The sequence below is a fragment of the Brenneria tiliae genome, from assembly GCF_023347575.1.
In the GTDB taxonomy this organism is placed as follows: Bacteria; Pseudomonadota; Gammaproteobacteria; order Enterobacterales; family Enterobacteriaceae; genus Brenneria; species Brenneria corticis.
Map to the genome: position 1 here is coordinate 153,224 of NZ_JAKPCB010000098.1, position 20,557 is coordinate 173,780.

Genomic DNA, 20,557 nt, shown 5'->3' on the forward strand with positions numbered 1-20,557 from the left:
TCCGGGGAAAGTTAAATATAAATAATAATTATTTGCTTTCGTGATTATGCGAATGATTGCAATTATTGCAAGCGGCATAATAATTTCCCTGCAAACTTTTTTATCGGGATCGACTTTCCTGCTAACCGGACGACATAAAGTCCGGCAAAACGGGCCGCCGCCATGGGTGAAAAAGCCGCAGCAGCGCTGGCATATTGCAACCCCTGAGACAACTGAGGATTTCCCCACCGCGCCGCCGCCTTGAAACAAAAATCATTCTCAATTAAAATGTGATACACATCGTGTTTTTCCCCGCTACCCGCCATTTTCAGGCCATTGACATGTCATCAGTTCATCTTGATACCGCTGCTGATATCCATCAGCTCTACCACCAGCACCACGGCTGGTTGCAGGGGCTGCTGCGCAAACGCCTGGGAAATTTGTGTGACGCCGCCGATCTGGCGCAGGACGTTTTTTTACGTCTGCTGCTCAAACCGCGTCAGTTCGACAGCCATGCGGGGGCGCGCGCCTATCTGAGCGTGATGGCGCAGGGCATGTGCGTGGATTTATGGCGCCGGCGGGAAATCGAGCGCGCCTGGCTGAGTTCGCTTGGCGATCTGCCGCAGGACGTCGCCCTGTCGGCGGAGCACAGCAACATCATCCTTGAAACGCTGTATCAGGTTGACGCCATGCTGCGGACGCTGCCGGAAAAGGTGCGCGCCGCCTTTGTGATGGCGCAGATTCAGGGATTGGCCTATCGGCAAATCGCCGCGCAGCTCGGCGTTTCCGAACGCATGGTGAAAAAATACATGGCGCAGGCCATGCTGCACTGCGTGCTGCTGGAAGCGGAGCTGGAAGGCGGCGCGCCGTTTGATCGGGCGAACAATGAGCGGTAAACCCGGCTTTAGCGCGCTACAGCAGGCGGCGCAATGGTATGCCCAACTGCTCGATCTCCCCGCCGATGATGAACAGCATCGCCACTGGCAACGCTGGGTGGAGGAGAGCGAGGAGAATCGCCTTGCCTGGGAGTACGTACGGAAAGTCAGCCAGCGTTTTCAGCCTTTGCGCGGCGACACTCGTCAACCCGCCGTCAGCGCCCTGCTGCACCAGCCGACTGACGTTAATCGTCGCGCCGCCCTCAAACTGATGGCTTTCCTGGGCGTCGGCTCGCTTTTATCCTGGGCGACCTATCGTTATACGCCGCTGCGCGGATCGCTGCTGGCGTTAACGGCGGATCACCACAGCGCCACCGGTGAAATCAAACGCCTCAGGCTACAGGACGGCACCCGAATCTGGCTGAATACCGCCAGCGCCATCGACGTACGCTACGACAATCAACGCCGCCAGATTGCGCTGCTGGCGGGCGACGTGCTGATTGACACCGCCCCTGATATCCGCCCGCTGTTTGTTTCCAGCGCACAAGGGCAAATGCAGGCGCTGGGCACCCGCTTCAGCGTGGAGCAGCGCGAGGAAACCACGCATTTAACCGTCTATCAGGGCGCCGTTGAGGTCACCGCCCGTCATGCGCAGACGCCGCGCCGGGTGGACGCCGGTCAGCAGCTGGATTTTGATCTTCGGGGACAGGGATCGTTGCTGCCCAGCCAACAAACCGACGCCGGTTGGTCGCAGGGTCTATTACAGGCGGACAATATGCCGCTGGGCGAGGTGATCGCGCGGCTGGCTCGCTACCGCCACGGCTATCTGGCCTGTCAGCCGGATATCGCCGCCCTGCGGGTGATGGGCACTTTCCCGCTGACCGATACGGATAAGGCGCTGGCGATGCTGGAGCAGACCTTCCCCATCCGGGTCCAACGGCGTTTTCCCTGGTGGGTGACGGTAGAGAGGAAATAAAAAAATTATCATTTCGGTTCCCCTTTTGGTCTCGTCCTTCGATTCACAGTAAAAGCACTCTTTTTTCACTCTGGGTCAGAAGGCAAGATCACTATGTCAATCACACCATATTTCTCCGGACGCGGCGCAGGCCGGACGCCCAAAACCATCGCCGTCGCCATACGGATTCTGCTGTGCGGCGCGCCTTTACTTATCTCTCCCGGCATGGCGCGGGCGGATGTACAGACGCCGCACGCCTACGCGATCCCGGCGGGTTCGTTAAGCACTCAGTTAAACCAGTTCGCCGCTCAGTCCGGCGTCTATCTGGTCGGCGACGCCGCTCTGGCAAGCGGAAAAAGCGGCGCGGCGTTACAGGGGAATTATGACGTGGAGGACGGATTCCGCGCCCTGCTGGCCGGCAGCGGCCTACAGGCGGTGAAGCAGTCTGACGACACCTATCTGTTGCAGAAAACGCCGGAGGGCGATGAGATGCTGGTGGTGGCCGCGGTTAACCGTAACGGCATGACGGAAGGTACCCACTCCTACACCACGCGCGGCATGGGCACCGCCACGCAGCTGAATCTGTCGCCGCGCGAAACCCCGCAGTCGGTCAGCGTAGTGACCCGCCAGCGCATGAACGATCAGAATATGACCACGCTGGATGAGGCGATGAGCCAGACCACCGGGGTCAATGTGGTTAACGAAAGTTCCTACCAGGTAAAATTTCAGTCGCGCGGTTTTACCATGGATAACGTCAAAGAAGATGGCGCCAGTTCATCTTTCCAGAACAGCGTATCCGGTATGGGCTTCTCTGAAGCATCCAGCGAATCGCCCGATCTGGCGATTTACGATCATCTCGAAATTCTGCGCGGCGCCTCCGGCCTGACGCAAGGCAACGGCGAGCCGGGCGGCACCGTCAACCTGGTGCGTAAAAAGCCCACCTATGATTTTCAGGCTTCCGGCAGCGTCGGCGCCGGCAGTTGGGATAATTACCGCAGTGAAATGGACGTTTCCGGACCGCTGAATGACGACGCCAGCCTGCGCGGCCGTATTGTCGGCGTGTATCAGGATAAACAAAGCTTCGTCGATTACGTCGACAGCGAACGCAAGGTGCTGTTCGGTACGCTGGCCTGGGATATGACGCCCGACACCACGCTTACCGCCGGGATTAACTGGCAGAAAACTTCTACCGTTCCCGACCTCTACGGCTTGCCGCTAGCCACCAACTACGGCAGCCTGAAGCTGCCGCGCTCAACCTTCCTCGGCGCCGGCTGGAACCGCATCACCTTTGAAAAAATCAATCCTTTCGCCGAAATCGAACACAACTTCGACAATGACTGGACGCTAAAAAGCGCGCTGAATTACACCCGCTCTTCCGCCGAAGGAAAATTTATCGGCATCTACGGCAGCGCCACGCCGCGCCTGAATAACGCCCTCCAGCGGGAAAACAGCTCCGATCAATGGGGATATAACCTGAGCCTGAACGGTCCGTTTGAATTGTTGAACCGTAATCATGAACTGGTGGTAGGCGCCGATTACCAGAAAGAGAACTTCGATAATCTGTTTGGCCGGGTGATACAAAACGACGCCGTCGATATTTACCGCTGGCAACCCGATTCGCTGCCCGAAGCAGATTGGCCGGACTACATCCGCCGCTACCAATACAATATCTACCAGCGCGCCCTGTTCGCCACCACCCGGCTGGAACTGGCCGATGACTGGAAGCTGATTCTCGGTAGCCGTTACAGCGCTTTCAGCTACGATATGTACAATACCAACCGCGCTACCGGCAATACGATCCATTCCAGCAGCTACAAAGTTCGCGATAAACTCATTCCTTACGCGGGTCTGCTGTGGGATTTCGCTGACAATTACACCTGGTACGCCAGCTACAGCGATATCTACAAGCCGCAGGAGTACACCGATCGCCACAAGGCGCTGCTACCCGCGGTATCGGGTAAAAACTACGAGACCGGGATTAAAGGCGAATTTTTTGATGGCGACCTGAACGCGTCTATCGCGCTGTATCGTATTATTCAAGCCAATCGCGCGGTGGCGGATATCAACTGCCCCGACGGCGATAGCTGCTACCGCGCCGAAGGGAAAGTACGCAGTCAGGGGGTGGAGCTGGAAGTCTCCGGCAAGCTGACGGAAGGATGGCAATTATTTGCCGGCTATACGCTCACCAATACCAAGTATCTGGAAGGAAAAGAGAGTGAGCGGGGGCAAAACTACAGCCCTTATACGCCGCAGCATATGTTGAAGCTCTACAGCAGCTATAACCTGCCGGGCGCGCTTAATCAGTGGACCCTCGGCGCCGGAGTGACGGCGCAAAGCGATACCAACACCACCTACAATGTCTATCAGGGCGGCTATACCCTGGTTAACGCCAATATCACTTACCAGTACGATAAGCATCTGAGTTTTAATCTGACCGGCAACAATCTGACCGATAAAACTTATTACCGCACGCTGAATAATCGCAGCATCAACGGTTACAACTTCTACGGCGATCCGCGCAACTTTATGCTGACGGCGAAATACACCTTCTGATTGCCCTATGCCAGCTCACCGACAGAACGCGGGCCGCTTTACGGCGGGCCGCGGGTTAACTATCCGATGCAAACACTAAAACGCTTTTATCAGCTGATCGCGCCGTTCTGGCGTACCCGCCGCGCGCTCTTGTGCTGGCTGTCGCTGCTCGCCGTTATCGCGCTGACGCTGTCCGTGGTCTGGGTCAGCGTGCTGTATAACAACTGGAGCAAAGACTTTTACGATGCGCTGGCCGACTATTTTCAGCACGCGTCCATTGCCGCGCTGGCCTGGCGCTATGCGGGCTATACCGCCATGTTCGTGCTGGCGATCGTCTGCGGCAACTGGCTGAAAAAGCTGCTGATTATCCGCTGCCGCCAGGATATGACACGGCATTTTGAACGGCTATGGCTGACCCATGGCGCCCACTACCGGCTCAGCCTGCGCGGCGAACCGGACAACCCCGATCAGCGTATCGCCGAGGATATCCGGCTGTTGATTGAGCAAAGCCTGGAACTGCTGCTGTCGCTGTTGAAAAACATCGCCCGCTTTTTCTCCTTTATCGTAATCCTGTGGCAGCTGTCCGGCGTGCAAACCTTCAGCATCGGCGGCCACGGCATTACCATTCACGGCTATCTGGTATGGATTGCGCTGGGTTACGCGCTTATCAACAGCCTGTTCGCCCATCTTCTGGGACATCGGCTGCACGGCCTTAACATCGCCAGGCAGCGCGCCGAGGCGGACTACCGCACTACGCTGCTGCGGGTGCGCGAGCATAGCGAGCAGATCGCGCTTTATCAGGGGGAAGCCGCCGAGCAAACGCGCATGCAGCGGCGCTTCCGGGCGATTGCCGCCAACTGGCGCAGCCTGATGGGGCAAGAGTTCCGGCTGGAAAGCTTTATCACCAGCTATTTTCGCCTCAGCCTGATGATCCCGGTGTTCGCCATTCTGCCGGTTTATCTGGCGCGGCAGATTACGCTGGGCGCGGTGATGCAGGCCAGCAGCGCCTTCGGCTACGTGCTGGACGCCTTCGGCTGGTTTATCGACTCTTATCGCCAGTTGGTGGCCTGGTCGGCCACCATCGAGCGACTGTGGGAGTTCCAGCAGCGCCTGAGCCAGCTGCCGGAGCGGCAAGCGCCGCCCCGCGACGGCGATACCCTGCATATCGCGGCGCTCAGCGTGCATCGCCCCGACGGCACGCCGTTATTGACGCCGCTCAGCGCCACGCTGCAAGAAGGAGAGTGGGCGCTGCTGTCGGCGGCCAGCGGCAGCGGGAAAACCACGCTGCTGCGCGCCCTGGCCGGGCTATGGCCCGCCGTGCGGGGAGAATACCGGCTACCGGCGGGCAAGGCGCTGTTTTTGCCGCAGAAGCCTTATCTGCCGGAGGATAGGCTGCGTCAGGTGCTGTGTTATCCGCAGGCGGAGGCGCCGGAGACGGAGTCATTGCGTCTGGCGTTGCAACAGGTGGGACTGACGTCGCTGCTCGACAGGCTGGATGAAACAACCAACTGGAGTCGGGAACTGTCCGGCGGCGAGCAGCAACGGCTCTCGCTGGCGCGCGCATTGCTGCTGCGCCCCGCGCTGCTGTGTCTGGATGAGGCCACCAGCCAGTTGGATGACGCCGCGGCCCTGCAACTGCTTACGCGGTTACGCCAGACGCTGCCGCGGACGATCGTGCTGGCCGCGAGCCATCAGCCCGCGGTGTGCGCCCGGTTCGAGAAGCGCTTGTGTCTGACGCCCTGCCGCCGGTAGCCGGCCGGCAGAGGGGCGGCCGACTTACTCGCTATCGCCCAGCAGAACGGATTCCAGGGCGATTTCGATCATCTCGTTAAACGTGGTCTGGCGTTCTTCAGCGGTGGTTTGTTCGCCGGAGCGGATATGGTCGGAGACGGTGCAGATAGCCAGCGCCTTGGCGCCGAACTCCGCCGCCACGCCGTAAATGCCGGCGGCTTCCATCTCCACGCCCAGAATGCCGTATTTTTCCATCACGTCGAACATTTGCGGGTCCGGCGTATAGAACAGGTCGGCGGAGAAAAGATTGCCGACGCGCACGCTTACGCCGTGAGCTTTGGCGGCATCCACGGCGTTACGCACCATATCGAAATCCGCAATGGCGGCGTAGTCATGGTCTTTAAAGCGCAGGCGGTTTACCTTGGAGTCGGTACAGGCGCCCATGCCAATCACCACGTCGCGCAGTTTTACGTCGCCGCGCACCGCGCCGCACGAGCCAACGCGGATGATTTTCTTCACGTCGAACTCGGTGATCAGCTCTTTGGCATAGATGGAGCAGGAGGGGATCCCCATGCCGTGGCCCATCACCGAAATATTGCGCCCTTTATAGGTGCCGGTGAACCCCAGCATGCCGCGCACGTTGTTGACTTCGCGGGCATTTTCCAGAAAGGTTTCGGCGATGTACTTTGCGCGCAGCGGGTCGCCCGGCATCAGTACCACGTCCGCAAAATCACCCCTTTCCGCATTAATATGTGGCGTAGCCATGCTTTTATTCCTTATTAATCAACATAAAATCACTCGCGCGCCAGCAGGCGCGAGGTTAAAAACACCGGTCGCGACAGGCGCGACGTAAATTCTGCAATCGTTTGACCCCACCCCGGCCCTCCCCTTCGGCCCTCCCCTTCGCAGGGGAGGGGGCATGTCACTCCTCCCCCTGGCAAGGGGGAGGCCGGGAGGGAGTCCGCAGTAAGCGTTTTACAATATCGACTTGCCATAATCCATCGCCGATAACCCGAAATACTTCGCCACCGTCTGACCGATATCCGCAAACGTATCGCGGTGCCCGTAGGAGCCGGGTTTTACTTTCGGGCCGTAAATCAGCACCGGCACATTTTCGCGGGTATGGTCGGTGCCGTGCCAGGTCGGGTCGCAGCCGTGGTCGGCGGTGAGGATCAAAATATCATCCCCGGTCACCCGCGCGAGCATTTCCGGCAGACGGCGATCGAACAGCTCCAGCGCGGCGGCATAGCCCGCCACGTCCCGGCGGTGGCCGTAGGATGAGTCAAAATCGACGAAATTGGTAAAGACGATGGTGTTATCTCCCGCTTTGTCCATTTCCTGCAGGGTCGCATCGTAAAGCGCGTCAATTCCCGTGGCCTTCACCTTTTGGGTAATACCGACCTGGGCGTAAATATCGGCAATCTTGCCCACCGACACCACCTCGCCGCCCTGCTCTTCCACCAGCTTTTTCAGGATGGTCGGCGCCGGCGGCTCCACGGCCAGATCGTGCCGGTTGCCGGTGCGCTGGAAGTCGCCGGGCTTATCCCCGACGAACGGACGGGCAATCACCCGGCCGATGTTGTAGCCGCCCTCGGTCAACTCTTCGCGGGCGATCTCACACAGTTCGTAAAGCTTCTCCAAACCGAACGTCTCTTCGTGGCAGGCAATCTGGAATACGGAGTCGGCGGAGGTGTAGAAAATCGGCTTGCCGGTTTTCATATGTTCTTCGCCCAGCTTATCCAGGATCACCGTGCCGGAAGAGTGGCAGTTGCCCAGATAGCCCGGCAGATTGGCGCGTTTCACCAGCTTATCCAGCAGCTCCTGCGGAAAGCTGTTTTCTTCATCCTTGAAATAGCCCCAGTCGAACAGCACCGGCACCCCGGCGATTTCCCAGTGACCGGACGGGGTATCCTTGCCTGAGGAGATTTCGCTGGCGTACGCGTAGGCGCCGATAATATCCGCCTGCGGATCCAGCCCCGCGGGAAAAGCGCCGGTGGACTCCTCGGCCGCTTTTCCCAGCCCCAGGCGGCTCAGGTTGGGCAAATGCAGCGGCCCCTTGCGCCCCTGATCGGCCTTGCCCGCCGCGCAGGCCTGGGCGATATGGCCCAGCGTATCCGAGCCCGCGTCGCCAAAGCGCTCCGCATCGGCGCTGCTGCCGATGCCAAACGAGTCGAGCACCATAATATAGGCACGTTTCATTATTTATCTCCTGCGTTGTTACACGCGGCAGGCCCAGCCTGCCGACGTTGGAAAATAGATATCACACCTCGTCCGCGTTCATGCGGCGATAGATAACCGGTGTCGTCGGCGCCGCCCGCTCGCCCACGGCGATCGCCGCGCGCACGTCGTCCGCCGCCTGCCGCCATTGCGCCTCCGTATTGGCGTGGATCACCGCCAGCGGTCGCTGGCCGTCGACGCGCTCGCCCAGGCGAACCACCTCATTCAGCCCCACGCTGTAATCAATGGCGTCGCCGGCCTGGCGGCGTCCGCCCCCCAGCGTCACCACCGCCATACCCAGCGCCCGGGTATCCATGGCGGTCACCATGCCGTCATGGTCGGCAAAAACGGGCTTGCTTAACGTGGCGGCCGGCAAATAGCGTTCATAATGTTCGACAAAGTCGGCGGGACCGCGCTGCGCCGCCACCATCCGCCCGAACACCTCCGCCGCCCGGCCGTTATCCAGCGCCGTTTGCAGTTGGGCGCGGGCATCCGCGGCGCAGTCGGCCAGCCCGCCGGCCAGCAGCATCTCTTCGCACAGCGCCATCGTCACCTCATACAGGCGCGGGTTGCGATGCTCCCCGGTAAGGAAACGCACCGCCTCGCGCACCTCCAGCGCATTGCCGGCGCTGGAGGCCAGCACCTGATTCATATCGGTCAGCAGCGCGCTGGTGCGGCACCCCGCATGATTGGCGACCCCGACGATCGCCTGCGCCAACTGCTCCGAAAGCGCATAGGTCGGCATAAAGGCGCCGGAGCCCACCTTAACATCCATCACCAGCGCATCCAGCCCTTCGGCCAGTTTTTTCGCCAGAATGGAGGCGGTGATCAGCGGTATCGAATCCACCGTGGCGGTAATGTCGCGCGTGGCGTAAAAACGCTTATCCGCCGGCGCCAGCGAGCTGGTCTGGCCGATAATCGCCACGCCGACCTGCTGGATGATGCGCCGGAAAGCGGCGTCGTCCGGGAAGATATCCAGCCCGGGAATGGATTCCAGCTTATCCAGCGTGCCGCCGGTATGCCCCAGCCCGCGCCCGGAGATCATCGGAACGTATCCTCCGCAGGCGGCGACCATCGGCCCCAGCATCAGCGAGGTCACATCCCCTACGCCGCCGGTCGAGTGTTTATCCACCAGCGGCCCGTTCAAATTCAGGCGCTTCCAGTCAAGCACCGTGCCGGAGTCGCGCATCGCCAGCGTCAGGGAAACGCGCTCCGCCATCGACATATCATGGAAGTAGATGGTCATCGCCAGCGCGGCGATTTGCCCTTCAGACACCGTGTTATCGCGGATGCCGTTAACGAAGAAACGGATCTCTTCGTCGCTCAAGGGATGGCCGTCACGCTTTTTGCGAATGATTTCCTGAACCAGAAACAAAGCATGCTCTCCTGATAAGTGAATAAAAGCAGCGGTTATATTTTGCAATCGTCGGCGGCGCGCGCTCAATAACCGCCGGGCCGGTCCGCTGACTGATGGCCCAACGCAGACAGCAGACTGGTTAGCAAACTCGATGCCCCGAAGCGGAAATGCCGCGCGTCAACCCACCCCGGTCCCATAATCTCATCGGCCAGTTGCAGATAGATTGCCGCCTCTGCGGCGCTGCGCACGCCCCCCGCCGCCTTGAATCCCACGCGTTCGCCCACGCCTTTATCACGAATCGCCCGCAGCATGATTTCCGCGCTGTGCGGCGTGGCGTTGACCGCGACTTTACCGGTGGAGGTCTTGATAAAATCGGCGCCGGCGTCAATGGCGATCTCGCTGGCCTGGCGGATCAGCGCGTCCTGTTGCAATTCGCCGGTTTCAATAATCACTTTCAGCAGCACATCGGCCGCCTCGCAGGCCGTTTTACACGCCCGCACCAGATCAAACCCGATTTGCGCGTCGCCGGCGATCAATGAACGGTAAGGGAAGACCACATCCACCTCGTCCGCGCCGTAGGCGATGGCCGCGTTGGTTTCCGCCAGCGCGATGGCGACGTCGTCGTTGCCGTGGGGAAAATTGGTTACGGTGGCGATACGGATCTCCGGGGTTCCCTGCTCGCGCAGTACCTTGCGCGCCAGCGGAATAAAGCGCGGATAGATACAGATAGCGGCCGTTTTGCCCGCCGGGCTATTCGCCTGCTGGCACAGCGCCGTCACTTTTTCATCGCTATCGTCATCGTTAAGAGTGGTTAAATCCATCAGCGCCAGCGCGCGTTGCGCCACAGCGGTTAACGTTGTCATACAGCTCTCCAACTGGTCAGCCGGTCCGACCGACGGGGATTAGGGCTAGGTAGATATTGGATAACATCCTGGGTATTTGACCATGCCGCGCCGGGTTATTTTGCGTTGCCATTCACACTTAATGTAAAAATGATGTAATGGAGTGGGATTATATGTGATCTGGCGCACATATAATGCAGTATTCGTGATTTATTGCGCCAATTACCGGTTGCGGCTATTGCCCGCCGGCGGCGTTGATTTCCACCGTGATATGAACCAGCCCTTTATGCGCCGCCAGCCGCCGCTTGTAATAGTCCGGGCTGACCGGCTGAGCGGTGGTCAAACTCAGGATACAGGCGTATTTGGCCGTTCCCACCCGCCATACGTGCAAATCGGTCAGTTCGGCGGCAATCGGGCTGGCGGTAATAATCTCCCTGATTTCGTCCACCACCGGCGCATCCATTTCGGCGTCCAGCAAGACGCGGCCCGTCTGGCGAATCAATCCGTAGGCCCACAGGGCAACCAGAGCCGCGCCTACAATGCCCATAACCGGATCCAGCCAGGCGGCGCCCCATAGCTTGCCGCCGATCAGCGCCGCAATCGCCAGCACGGAGGTTGCCGCATCGGCAATTACGTGAAGGTAGGCCGAGCGCAAATTCAGATCCTGATGCCTTTCATGCGCCGGCGGCTCATGGGCGTGGTGATGGCCCGGTGCGGCATGATCGTGGTCGGCGTGGCGATCGTGGTGCCTATGTTGATGGCGTGCGGAACGATCGTCGTGAGTATGATGGTCATGGTGCGCATGATGATCATGATGGCCGCGCAGCAGCCAGGCGCAGGCCAGGTTAACCAGCAGGCCGCCCGCGGCAAGCGCGATGGCCTGATTGTATTGAATGACGGCCGGATAAAACAGCCGCTCTACCGACTCATACAGCATCACAATGGCGACGAGCACCAGCAAAATGGCGCTGGTAAATCCCCCCAGAACTTCGATCTTCCAGGTGCCGAAGGTAAAACGGCGGTCCGCCGCCAGCCGCCGGGCCGCGGCGTATGCCATCACCGACAGTCCCAGCGCCAGCGCATGCGAACTCATATGCCAGCCATCCGCCAGCAGCGCCATGGAGTTGAAGTACCATCCTCCGACGATTTCCGCCACCATCATCACCGCGGTCAGCAAGGCGGCATATCGGGTATTCCTTTCCGCCAGAGGATTGCCGGCGTCAAAAACGTGAGAATGCGATCCGTATGTTTGTGGTATGTGCGACATCTCTTCCCCCACCCTGACTCATTGGTACTGACGCTGAGTATAACGCAGCGCCGGTCGGCGAGCATCGACACCCGTCGCCGGTGGCCGTAAAATGCGGAAACCCGATGCAACCACAGCGATAACCATGAGCGATAATCATGCCGTGACCGAACGCCCCGCCGAACCCTGCTGGTATCTGTATATGCTGCGTACGGCAAGCGGCCTGCTCTACACCGGCATCACCACCGATGTGGCGCGCCGCGTGGCTCAGCATCAGGCGGGAAAAGGCGCGAAGGCACTGCGGGGAAAAGGCGCGTTGACGCTGGTGTTCCAGTGTCCGGCGGGCAGCCGCTCAAGCGCGTTAAAGCTGGAGTACCGCATCAAGCAGTTGAGCAAAGGCCAGAAAGAGAGGCTGGTGCGCGACCAGCCTGCGTCGTTGTTCGATGGTCTATGCCAGAAAACGGTGGAAGGGCTCGGCATACTCCACTAACCCGCTCGCGCCTTCAAAATGGTTATCCGTCAGCGGGTAAACCTGAAAAGCCGTGGCGCCCTCCGGCCAGCGGCAGTGCAGCTGTTGCTGCGCGGCGGAAACAAAGCCAAAGCGGGCATAGTAGGCCGGATCGCCGACTACCACCACGGCGGTGTAGCCGAACTCATTCAGCGCATCCAACCCCTCGTACACCAGCTGCTGACCGATCCCCTGACGGCGCAGGCTTTCCTCCACCGCCAACGGCGCCAGCGCCACCCACTGGCGGTCTTCTCCTTCGAGCAGCACCGGGCTGAAAGCGGCGTATCCCACCACCCCGCCCTCATCATCCGTCGCCACGATCCCCAGCGTCAACTGACCGTCTTCGCGCAGTTGGTGAACCAGCTCGGCTTCGGCGTCGGTCGGAAACGACCGCCGCAACAGGCTGTCGATCCCCGCGGCGTCGACCGGAATTTCAACGCGCACTAACATGAAGCGGGCGCGTGATCGGTAGATTGCACCACGCCCTCCTGTAGCCCCGCCTCGACAAAATCAGCCAGTTGCAGCAGCCCGATGCGCAGCGGCGCGGGCATGGCCTCCAGCTCGATGGCGTCCATCAGGTTTTTTACGTACAGCCCGAGTTCGGTATCGCCCTCGATGCGCAAACGACGCTGGAAAAACAGCGTGTCGGGATCCTCCTTACGCGCCGCGATCAGCACAAGATCGTTCGCATCGGCGCTGAAGCTGACATCCGCCGTTTCCTCATCGCTCACCGCCAGCCGGTTATCGCGCAGCGTCATAAACCACCGCAGCCCGACGTCCCGCACCTCAATCTTCAGCCAGCGACCTTCCAGAAACGCCAGTTCGCCCTCTTCCAGCGCCTGACGAAACTGCCAGCGCAACATTTGCTCCAGAACCTGACGCTGTATGGCAAAAGGAGTGAACTTTAATGGTTTGCCCAATAAGCCCGGCCCTTGACGCACAATCCGCGCCCGTAGTTTTTCCAACACTGGCGTACTCCTCTTAAAGCAATCCGACGGTTCAGATAATCTGCGCTCATTTTGCCACATCGCGCCAAAGCAGCCGAGGTCTATGTCAATAATTTAGCCGGTTCTTCACCGCTGCCGACAGCGCGGGTGCAAGGCGTAGCCGTTCATTACACGATTAGCTGGTTTAAATCAAAGTCCTGCGCTGACAGCTTAATTAAGATCATCTATTGTTAAAAATATTTATCGACTGATAAAAATTTTATTGATCCACCAACATCATTGATCGCCTCGGCGCGTCGACGCGTTCGAGTGCCTTGATTAATGAAGGAAAGTGTATGGAACTGCTTTGCCCCGCCGGAAACCTTCCGGCACTGAAAGCTGCTATCGACAATGGCGCGGACGCGGTCTATATCGGCCTGAAAGACGACACCAACGCCCGCCACTTCGCCGGACTCAACTTTACCGACAAGAAACTGCAGGAAGCGCGCGACTACGTGCACCGTCACCGGCGCAAACTGCATATCGCCATCAATACCTTTGCCCACCCGGACGGCTACCAGCGCTGGGAGCGCGCCGTGGATATGGCGGCGCAAACCGGCGCGGACGCGCTGATCCTGGCCGATCTGGCGATGCTGGAATACGCCGCGCGTCGCTACCCCGAGATTGAACGCCACGTCTCGGTGCAGGCTTCCGCCACCAATACCGAGGCGATTCATTTTTACCAGCGCCACTTCGACGTCTCGCGTATCGTGCTGCCCAGGGTGCTTTCCATCCATCAGGTAAAACAGCTGGCGCGCACCAGCCCGGTTCCGCTGGAAGTGTTTGCTTTCGGCAGCCTGTGCATTATGGCGGAAGGGCGCTGCTATCTGTCCTCTTACCTGACCGGCGAGTCGCCGAATACGGTGGGCGCCTGCTCGCCGGCGCGCTTTGTGCGCTGGCAGCAAACCGCGCGCGGGATGGAGTCGCGCCTGAATAACGTGCTGATCGACCGCTATCAGGATGATGAAAACGCCGGCTACCCGACGTTATGCAAGGGACGCTACCTGGTGGACGGGCAGCGCTATCACGTGCTTGAAGAGCCCACCAGCCTGAATACGCTGGAACTGCTGCCCGAACTGCTGGCGGCCAATATCGCGTCGGTAAAAATAGAGGGACGCCAGCGCAGTCCCGCCTATGTCAGCCAGATCACCCGCGTCTGGCGGCAGGCGATTGACCGCTGCGTCGCCGACCCCGCCGCATTCAGCCCGACGCAGGAGTGGATGGATACCCTCGGCGCCGTGGCGGAAGGCACGCAAACCACGCTGGGCGCCTATCACCGCAAATGGCAGTAGCAGGAGACAAGATGAAATATGCACTGGGCGCCATCCTCTACTACTGGCCCAAAGACGATATCGCCGCGTTCTATCAGGCCGCGGCGCACAGCGGCGCGGACATTATCTATCTTGGCGAAACCGTTTGCAGCAAGCGGCGGGCGATGAAAGTCGCCGACTGGCTCGACCTCGCCCGGCAGCTCGCCGCCGGCGGCAAACAGGTGGTCATTTCCACGCTGGCGCTGCTCCAGGCGCCGTCGGAGCTGAACGAACTGAAACGCTACGTGGAAAACGGCGACTTCCTGCTGGAAGCGAACGATCTCGGCGCCGTCAATATGGCGGCGGACCGCCATCTGCCCTTTGTCGCCGGACATGCCCTCAATTGTTACAACGCCTATACCCTGCGCCTGCTGCGCCAACAGGGCATGGTGCGCTGGTGTATGCCGGTCGAGCTCTCCCGCGACTGGCTGCAAAACCTGCTGAACCAGTGCGACGAGTTGGGGTTCCGCAACCAGTTTGAGGTTGAAGTGCTGAGCTACGGACATCTGCCGCTGGCGTATTCCGCCCGCTGCTTTACCGCCCGTTCGGAAAACCGCGCCAAGGATGAGTGCGAAACCTGCTGCATCCACTACCCGCAGGGGCGCAAGGTGCTGTCTCAGGAAGATCAGCAGGTGTTTGTGCTCAACGGCATCCAGACGCAGAGCGGCTACTGCTACAACCTGGGCAACGAACTCCCCGGCATGGCCGGCCTGGTGGATATCGTGCGTCTGTCGCCGCAGGGGATGGAGACGCTGGCGATGGTCGACGCCTTCCGCGCCAACGAAAACGGCCAGGCGCCGCTGGCGCTGGAGAAAAACGCCGACTGCAACGGCTACTGGCGCCGGGTCGCCGGGCTGGAACTGGTGCCGTAAAGTCCGGGCCGGCTGATAACGCTAAATTTCGCTCCGGGGTGTCAAATTGCGCCAAACGGCGCAATACTCAAAGCTATCTGGAACCTGATAAAGTGAGCCTTTGCTATGTCCGTTGATCTTCAGTCCGTCCCTTTTTCTATTCTGGATCTGGCGCCGATACCGGTCGGGTTTACGGCGCGGGATGCCTTCAGCCGCTCGCTGGATTTGGCGCAACAGGCTGAACGCTGGGGCTACCATCGCTACTGGCTGGCGGAACACCACAATATGACCGGTATCGCCAGCGCCGCCACCTCGGTGCTGATTGGCTATCTGGCGTCGGGCACGCAGCGTATCCGTCTCGGCTCCGGCGGCGTGATGCTGCCGAATCACTCCCCGCTGGTGATTGCCGAACAGTTCGGCACGCTGGAGTCGCTCTATCCCGGCCGCATCGACCTCGGGCTCGGCCGGGCGCCGGGCACCGATCAGAGGACCATGAGGGCGCTGCGGCGGCACCTGAACGCCGAAATCGACGATTTCCCCAAAGACGTACAGGAACTGCAACGCTACTTCGCCGACGTGCAGCCGGGACAGGCGGTGCAGGCCGTGCCCGGCCAGGGGTTAGGGATTCCCGTCTGGCTGCTGGGTTCAAGTCTGTACAGCGCGCAGCTGGCCGCCTCTTTAGGGGTGCCTTTCGCCTTTGCCGCCCACTTCGCTCCCGATATGCTGCTGCAGGCGCTGCAGGTTTATCGTGAAACCTTTCAACCCTCGGCCGCGCACGCCAAACCCTATGCCATGGTGTGCGTTAACGTGGTCGCCGCCGACAGCGACCGCGACGCCCGTTTTCTGTTTACTTCGATGCAGCAGCAGTTCATCAACCTGCGCCGCGGCACGCCCGGCCCGCTGCCCGCGCCGGTGGAAGATATGGACGCATTCTGGTCCCCGGCGGAGCAGTTCGGCGTGGAGCAAACATTACGCCTGTCGATCGTCGGCGATCGGGCTAAGGTCCGCCACGGTTTACAGAGTTTGCTTCGCGAAACGCAGGCGGATGAAGTGATGCTAAACGGCCAGATTTTCGACCATCAGGCGCGTTTGCGATCGTTCGAGATCGCCATCGGCGTTCAACAGGATAGGCCGCTATAGCCTGGAAGAAAGCGATGCGCTAACGCATCCCTCAAACACCGCGGCGGTTATTGTGCGCCCGCGGTTACGCTCGGCAGAGCGTCAAACGCGCGCAGCACCTTTTTGTCGTAAGGATTGCCAATCCAGCGTACGTCCGGTTTGAAAGCGGGATTGACCACACTTTTCGCCGGCTCATAAAAGTCATAACTCAGCCCCGCCAAATCAGACCAGGTATGAATCAGATGGGCGTTGCTGTACTTGCGGTCAACGTAAGGCGCATAGTCGGCGGCGTGATTTTTTTGCCACTCCGGCGACATCCACAGCAGAAAAGGAATGGTATACATCGCCCGGGACGGCGCGGCTTCGTTGCGGCCCAGCACGTTGTGCGGCGGCGTTTCATAGACCTCTTCGCCGTGGTCGGAAAAATAGAGCAGAAAACCATTCGGCCGACGTTGCGCGAAGGCGTTGATCAGGCTATCGACGATATAGTCGTTGTATAGCTCCGCATTGTCATACTGGTTAAAGACCTCGGCCTGCGTATCGCTCAGCGCTGTCGGCAAACCGGCGCGATCGTGGAACCGGTCGAACGCGGGCGGATAGCGATATTTATAGTTCATATGCGTTCCCAACAGGTGAACGACGATGAATTTCTTCGCCGCCGGATCGGCCATGACTTCCTCAAACGGCGGTAACACCACATCATCATACTGCCAGGGCGCTCTGGGTGCGCTGGTTGTTGAGGTAATACTGCTTGTCCGTCTGCTGTGAAAAAACCGTCAGCATGGTGTTGCGTTTGGTCATCGTCTGTTGGTTGGTGATCCAGAACGTTTTATATCCCGCCTGCTTCATCAGATTCATCAGCGAGGGTTTGCTCAGGTAGAGATCCGGGTGTTGTTCATCCGCAAAGGTCAGCGCCTGTTGCAGAATTTCAATGGTGTAAGGGCGCGACGTCACCACGTCCTTGAATACCACCAGGTTCGGATCCGCTTTGCTTAAGGCATCCAGACGCGGCGCGGTGGGACGCGGATAGCCATACAGACTCATACGGCTGCGGGTGGTGGATTCGCCGATAACCAGCACCAGCGTGCGCGGCGTATCGCCGTTGGCGTCTTTAAGGTTTTTCAGCGGCGGCAGCGCCGCATTTTGCTGCAACATCGCTTCCATACTGTTTAGTTGCTGACGGTATTCCAGATAGCTGCTAAAAAATTGCCAGGGCGCCGTGGTTCCCATCCGTCCGGCCAGATAGCCGACGGTATCATCCAGCGACAGTTTATTCACCGCCATTTTCTTATAGGCCGGCGCGCCGAAAAGCACGCCAATAATAATTAAAGAGACGCCCGCCTTATATTTGCGCGGCAAATAAACCGGACGCACTCTTGTCCACAGGAAAAAGGCTATAGCGCTATAAGCCAGCAATATGCCAACCACTTTCAGGCTGAAATACTGGCTCAGATATTCGCCGGCTTCCGTTGTATTTGACTCAAACATCACAAACAGAACGCTTTGCGAAAACTCTTGCTGATAAATCGCATAATAACCGAGCGCAACCACCGAAGAGGCCCACAGCACAATACCCAATACGGCGGTAATTAGCCGGGTTTGACGCGGAAAGAAGAACACGGGAACCAACCAAAGCAAGCTGAAGAGTAATGCATCTCTTAATCCATTAAATCCGCTGTGGCCGGTCAATAAAATCAACAGCTGCAACGCGCAGGAAAAGTACCAGAAAAAGAGCAAAAGCCATCCCAGCCTTCGCCATTGAAAGCGTTTCTCGTTTATAACATCAGACATTTATTCTATTCCAAATAGATAATTTAATAAAAAATGTCAAAAGGTTTCGATGTGTGAATCTTTCAGAAAATATTATTTTTATAAAGGCGCGATATCCATCGTCTGCTTATTATTAAGCAATGGCGCGCAACATCATTTAACGACCGCGTATTGGAAAGAGACGAGCGCGTTTTCGGTGAGGCGGTAATATTCGCAAAAAAAAACGGTCCCCAGGAGGACCGTCTTCGTTTTTATAGCAAAAAATATCAGGCGATTAAATATCTAACGCAAAGATATTTTATTTCCTGGTGTAACACGGCCTTAAACGTCAGCCGGGCGACGGCGCGGAGCGCGCGGCGCGGCATCACGGTTGAAGGTGCGTTCGCGACGCTCTCCGCCATTCCCTTCGCGGCGTTCGCCGTTACTGTAGGAACGACGAGGCGCGGCGCCTGCGGGACGACCGCCACGGCGTTCGCCGCCGTTGCCTCGTTCATGCGGCTGGGCATCGCCCAGTAACTGCATGTTCAAGGGTTTGTTCAGAATACGGGTACGGGTAAAGTGAGATAACAAGTCACCCGGCATCCCTTTCGGCAGCTCAATCGTCGAGTGGGAGGCAAACAGCTTGATGTTGCCGATATAGCGGCTGCTGATATCGCCTTCGTTGGCAATCGCTCCCACGATGTGGCGAACTTCCACGCCGTCATCACGGCCCACTTCAATACGATACAGTTCCATATCGCCCGCATCGCGACGTTCACGGCGCGGCGGACGATCGCCATCGCGGCTTTCGCGCGGCTCGCGACGGCGGTCGCCGCGCGCATCGTCACGATCGCGGAATTCACGACGCGGACGACGATCGAATACCGGATCCGGCGGCAGGATCAGCGGACGTTCGCCCTGCGCCATTTTCAGCAGCGCCGCGGCCAGGGTTTCGATATCCAGCTCTTCCTGCGGCTGCAATTTAGCCAGCAGCGCGCGGTACATATCCAGATCGCTGCTTTCCAGCTGTTGCTGCACCTTGGCGGCAAACTTCGCCAGACGGCGCTGTCCCAGCAGTTCGGCATTCGGCAGTTCAACTTCCGGAATGGTCAGCTTCATGGTGCGTTCAATGTTGCGCAGCAAACGGCGTTCGCGGTTTTCCACGAACAGCAGCGCGCGACCGGCGCGACCGGCGCGGCCGGTACGACCGATACGGTGAACGTAAGACTCGGAGTCCATCGGTATGTCGTAGTTGACCACCAGGCTGATGCGCTCGACGTCCAGACCGCGGGCGGCCACGTCGGTGGCGATCAGAATATCCAGACGGCCGTCTTTCAGACGTTCCAGCGTCTGCTCGCGCAGCGCCTGATTCATATCGCCGTTTAACGCGGCGCTGTTATAGCCGCTGCGCTCCAGCGCTTCGGCCACTTCCAGCGTGGCGTTTTTGGTGCGCACGAAAATAATCGCCGCGTCAAAATCCTCGGATTCCAGGAAGCGAACCAGCGCCTCATTTTTACGCATGCCGGAGACCGTCCAGTAGCTCTGGCTGATATCCGGACGGGTGGTGATGCTGGACTGAATGCGCACTTCCTGCGGATCTTTCATAAAGCGACGCGTAATACGGCGGATCGCTTCCGGCATCGTCGCGGAGAATAGCGCGGTCTGATGTTCCGCCGGGATCTGGGCCATGATGTTTTCCACATCGTCAATAAAGCCCATACGCAGCATCTCATCGGCTTCATCCAGCACCAGGCCGCTCAGGTTGGACAAATTCAGCGTGCCGCGCTTCAGGTGATCCAACAGACGTCCCGGCGTACCGACCACGATCTGCGCGCCGCCGCGCAGCGCGCGCAGCTGTACGTCGTAACGCTGGCCGCCGTACAGGGCCACCACGCTCACGCCGTGCATATGTTTGGCGAAATCATTACAGGCTTCGGCGACCTGCACCGCCAGTTCGCGGGTCGGCGCCAGCACCAGCATCTGCGGCGCTTTCAGCTCGGGTTTGAGATTGTTGAGCAGCGGCAGCGCAAACGCCGCGGTTTTACCGCTGCCGGTCTGCGCCATACCCAGCACATCGCGACCGCTCAGCAGGTGAGGAATACATTCCGCCTGAATTGGCGATGGTTTTTCGTAGCCCAGATCGGTAAGGGCATTAATGATTGGAGCAGACAGCCCCAACTCAGCAAAAGTGGTTTCAAACTCAGTCATGTACACGTGCCTCATAAATGGCGGCCAGTCTACATAACTCGTCGAGAAAATTTTCAGTCATTTTCATTGAAAAGTGTGAACCGGCTCAAATT

General features: G+C 59.1%; 18 protein-coding genes and 1 pseudogene. 8 read left to right on the top strand and 11 right to left on the bottom strand.

Annotated features, from left to right (window positions below):
* Positions 1 to 62: 62 nt before the first annotated feature.
* Positions 63 to 305, bottom strand: a complete 243-nt coding sequence (locus MFP24_RS13210; protein WP_249230754.1) for a hypothetical protein — start codon at positions 303 to 305, stop codon at positions 63 to 65.
* A gap of 15 nt (positions 306 to 320) precedes the next feature.
* On the opposite strand from MFP24_RS13210, the gene MFP24_RS13215 reads away from it, so the two are divergent.
* The 4 genes from MFP24_RS13215 (at position 321) to MFP24_RS13230 (ending at position 6,093) form a co-directional block, all read left to right on the top strand.
* The gene (locus MFP24_RS13215) at positions 321 to 875 is read left to right on the top strand and encodes a sigma-70 family RNA polymerase sigma factor (RefSeq protein WP_249230755.1); all 555 of its coding nucleotides are present in this window, start codon (positions 321 to 323) and stop codon (positions 873 to 875) included.
* Positions 865 to 1,830: a FecR domain-containing protein gene (locus MFP24_RS13220; RefSeq protein WP_249230756.1), complete on the top strand. Its 966-nt coding sequence runs from the start codon at positions 865 to 867 to the stop codon at positions 1,828 to 1,830. The genes MFP24_RS13215 and MFP24_RS13220 overlap by 11 nt, the downstream gene beginning before the upstream one ends.
* Before the next feature lie 93 nt (positions 1,831 to 1,923).
* Entirely contained in the window at positions 1,924 to 4,362 is a 2,439-nt protein-coding gene (locus MFP24_RS13225; protein ID WP_249230757.1) for a TonB-dependent siderophore receptor, read from the top strand.
* Between the two features lie 66 nt (positions 4,363 to 4,428).
* Positions 4,429 to 6,093 (top strand): ABC transporter ATP-binding protein/permease, encoded by a 1,665-nt coding sequence (locus MFP24_RS13230; RefSeq protein ID WP_249230758.1) that lies wholly within the window; start codon positions 4,429 to 4,431, stop codon positions 6,091 to 6,093.
* A gap of 24 nt (positions 6,094 to 6,117) precedes the next feature.
* Here the strand turns inward: MFP24_RS13230 and deoD are convergent, their stop codons facing one another.
* The 5 genes from deoD to dmeF all read right to left on the bottom strand — a co-directional run bounded on the left by deoD (position 6,118) and on the right by dmeF (position 11,755).
* Entirely contained in the window at positions 6,118 to 6,837 is a 720-nt protein-coding gene (gene deoD, locus MFP24_RS13235; protein ID WP_249230759.1) for a purine-nucleoside phosphorylase, read from the bottom strand.
* Between the two features lie 210 nt (positions 6,838 to 7,047).
* Positions 7,048 to 8,271, bottom strand: coding sequence for a phosphopentomutase (deoB, locus tag MFP24_RS13240; protein ID WP_249230760.1), 1,224 nt, complete (start codon positions 8,269 to 8,271; stop codon positions 7,048 to 7,050).
* A gap of 61 nt (positions 8,272 to 8,332) precedes the next feature.
* Complete coding sequence (gene deoA / locus MFP24_RS13245; protein ID WP_249230761.1) at positions 8,333 to 9,664, bottom strand: thymidine phosphorylase; 1,332 nt, start codon at positions 9,662 to 9,664, stop codon at positions 8,333 to 8,335.
* Positions 9,665 to 9,729: 65 nt separating this feature from the next.
* Entirely contained in the window at positions 9,730 to 10,509 is a 780-nt protein-coding gene (deoC, locus tag MFP24_RS13250; protein ID WP_249230762.1) for a deoxyribose-phosphate aldolase, read from the bottom strand.
* 214 nt (positions 10,510 to 10,723) lie between these two features.
* Entirely contained in the window at positions 10,724 to 11,755 is a 1,032-nt protein-coding gene (gene dmeF, locus MFP24_RS13255; RefSeq protein ID WP_249230763.1) for a CDF family Co(II)/Ni(II) efflux transporter DmeF, read from the bottom strand.
* Between the two features lie 124 nt (positions 11,756 to 11,879).
* Between dmeF and MFP24_RS13260 the strand changes: the two genes are divergently transcribed.
* A complete protein-coding gene (locus tag MFP24_RS13260) occupies positions 11,880 to 12,224 on the top strand; it encodes a GIY-YIG nuclease family protein (RefSeq protein ID WP_249230764.1) in 345 nt (114 codons plus the stop codon).
* On the opposite strand, the gene MFP24_RS13265 is transcribed toward MFP24_RS13260, so the two are convergent.
* A complete protein-coding gene (locus tag MFP24_RS13265; RefSeq protein ID WP_249230765.1) occupies positions 12,183 to 12,692 on the bottom strand; it encodes a GNAT family N-acetyltransferase in 510 nt (169 codons plus the stop codon). The genes MFP24_RS13260 and MFP24_RS13265 overlap by 42 nt on opposite strands.
* Positions 12,686 to 13,210 (bottom strand): ubiquinone anaerobic biosynthesis accessory factor UbiT, encoded by a 525-nt coding sequence (ubiT, locus tag MFP24_RS13270; protein ID WP_249230766.1) that lies wholly within the window; start codon positions 13,208 to 13,210, stop codon positions 12,686 to 12,688. The genes MFP24_RS13265 and ubiT overlap by 7 nt, the downstream gene beginning before the upstream one ends.
* Before the next feature lie 314 nt (positions 13,211 to 13,524).
* On the opposite strand from ubiT, the gene ubiU reads away from it, so the two are divergent.
* The 3 genes from ubiU (at position 13,525) to MFP24_RS13285 (ending at position 16,529) form a co-directional block, all read left to right on the top strand.
* Positions 13,525 to 14,520, top strand: a complete 996-nt coding sequence (gene ubiU / locus MFP24_RS13275; protein WP_009114431.1) for a ubiquinone anaerobic biosynthesis protein UbiU — start codon at positions 13,525 to 13,527, stop codon at positions 14,518 to 14,520.
* An 11-nt stretch (positions 14,521 to 14,531) separates the two neighbouring features.
* Positions 14,532 to 15,410, top strand: coding sequence for a U32 family peptidase (locus MFP24_RS13280; protein WP_249230767.1), 879 nt, complete (start codon positions 14,532 to 14,534; stop codon positions 15,408 to 15,410).
* 105 nt (positions 15,411 to 15,515) lie between these two features.
* Positions 15,516 to 16,529 carry a luciferase-like monooxygenase gene (locus tag MFP24_RS13285; RefSeq protein WP_249230768.1) on the top strand — a complete coding sequence of 338 codons (1,014 nt, stop codon included), beginning with the start codon at positions 15,516 to 15,518 and terminating at the stop codon, positions 16,527 to 16,529.
* A 47-nt stretch (positions 16,530 to 16,576) separates the two neighbouring features.
* Here the strand turns inward: MFP24_RS13285 and cptA are convergent.
* From cptA to yrbN, 3 genes and pseudogenes are all read right to left on the bottom strand, one after another.
* Positions 16,577 to 18,299, bottom strand: a pseudogene (gene cptA, locus MFP24_RS13290) (phosphoethanolamine transferase CptA).
* Positions 18,300 to 18,599: 300 nt separating this feature from the next.
* The gene (locus tag MFP24_RS13295) at positions 18,600 to 20,465 is read right to left on the bottom strand and encodes a DEAD/DEAH family ATP-dependent RNA helicase (RefSeq protein WP_249230769.1); all 1,866 of its coding nucleotides are present in this window, start codon (positions 20,463 to 20,465) and stop codon (positions 18,600 to 18,602) included.
* Entirely contained in the window at positions 20,458 to 20,532 is a 75-nt protein-coding gene (gene yrbN / locus MFP24_RS24265) for a protein YrbN (RefSeq protein WP_099049240.1), read from the bottom strand. The genes MFP24_RS13295 and yrbN overlap by 8 nt, the downstream gene beginning before the upstream one ends.
* Positions 20,533 to 20,557: the final 25 nt, after the last annotated feature.

Excerpts from the sequence above, each read along its gene's own strand:
- MFP24_RS13225 (WP_249230757.1), top strand. The coding sequence starts at position 1,924 with ATGTCAATCACACCATATTTCTCCGGACGCGGCGCAGGCCGGACGCCC.
- MFP24_RS13215 (WP_249230755.1), top strand. The coding sequence starts at position 321 with ATGTCATCAGTTCATCTTGATACCGCTGCTGATATCCATCAGCTCTAC.
- MFP24_RS13285 (WP_249230768.1), top strand. The coding sequence starts at position 15,516 with ATGTCCGTTGATCTTCAGTCCGTCCCTTTTTCTATTCTGGATCTGGCG.
- MFP24_RS13220 (WP_249230756.1), top strand. The coding sequence starts at position 865 with ATGAGCGGTAAACCCGGCTTTAGCGCGCTACAGCAGGCGGCGCAATGG.
- MFP24_RS13265 (WP_249230765.1), bottom strand. The coding sequence starts at position 12,692 with ATGTTAGTGCGCGTTGAAATTCCGGTCGACGCCGCGGGGATCGACAGC.
- deoC (WP_249230762.1), bottom strand. The coding sequence starts at position 10,509 with ATGACAACGTTAACCGCTGTGGCGCAACGCGCGCTGGCGCTGATGGAT.
- dmeF (WP_249230763.1), bottom strand. The coding sequence starts at position 11,755 with ATGTCGCACATACCACAAACATACGGATCGCATTCTCACGTTTTTGAC.
- MFP24_RS13280 (WP_249230767.1), top strand. The coding sequence starts at position 14,532 with ATGAAATATGCACTGGGCGCCATCCTCTACTACTGGCCCAAAGACGAT.
- MFP24_RS13260 (WP_249230764.1), top strand. The coding sequence starts at position 11,880 with ATGAGCGATAATCATGCCGTGACCGAACGCCCCGCCGAACCCTGCTGG.
- MFP24_RS13230 (WP_249230758.1), top strand. The coding sequence starts at position 4,429 with ATGCAAACACTAAAACGCTTTTATCAGCTGATCGCGCCGTTCTGGCGT.
- deoD (WP_249230759.1), bottom strand. The coding sequence starts at position 6,837 with ATGGCTACGCCACATATTAATGCGGAAAGGGGTGATTTTGCGGACGTG.
- deoB (WP_249230760.1), bottom strand. The coding sequence starts at position 8,271 with ATGAAACGTGCCTATATTATGGTGCTCGACTCGTTTGGCATCGGCAGC.
- MFP24_RS13210 (WP_249230754.1), bottom strand. The coding sequence starts at position 305 with ATGGCGGGTAGCGGGGAAAAACACGATGTGTATCACATTTTAATTGAG.
- ubiU (WP_009114431.1), top strand. The coding sequence starts at position 13,525 with ATGGAACTGCTTTGCCCCGCCGGAAACCTTCCGGCACTGAAAGCTGCT.
- MFP24_RS13295 (WP_249230769.1), bottom strand. The coding sequence starts at position 20,465 with ATGACTGAGTTTGAAACCACTTTTGCTGAGTTGGGGCTGTCTGCTCCA.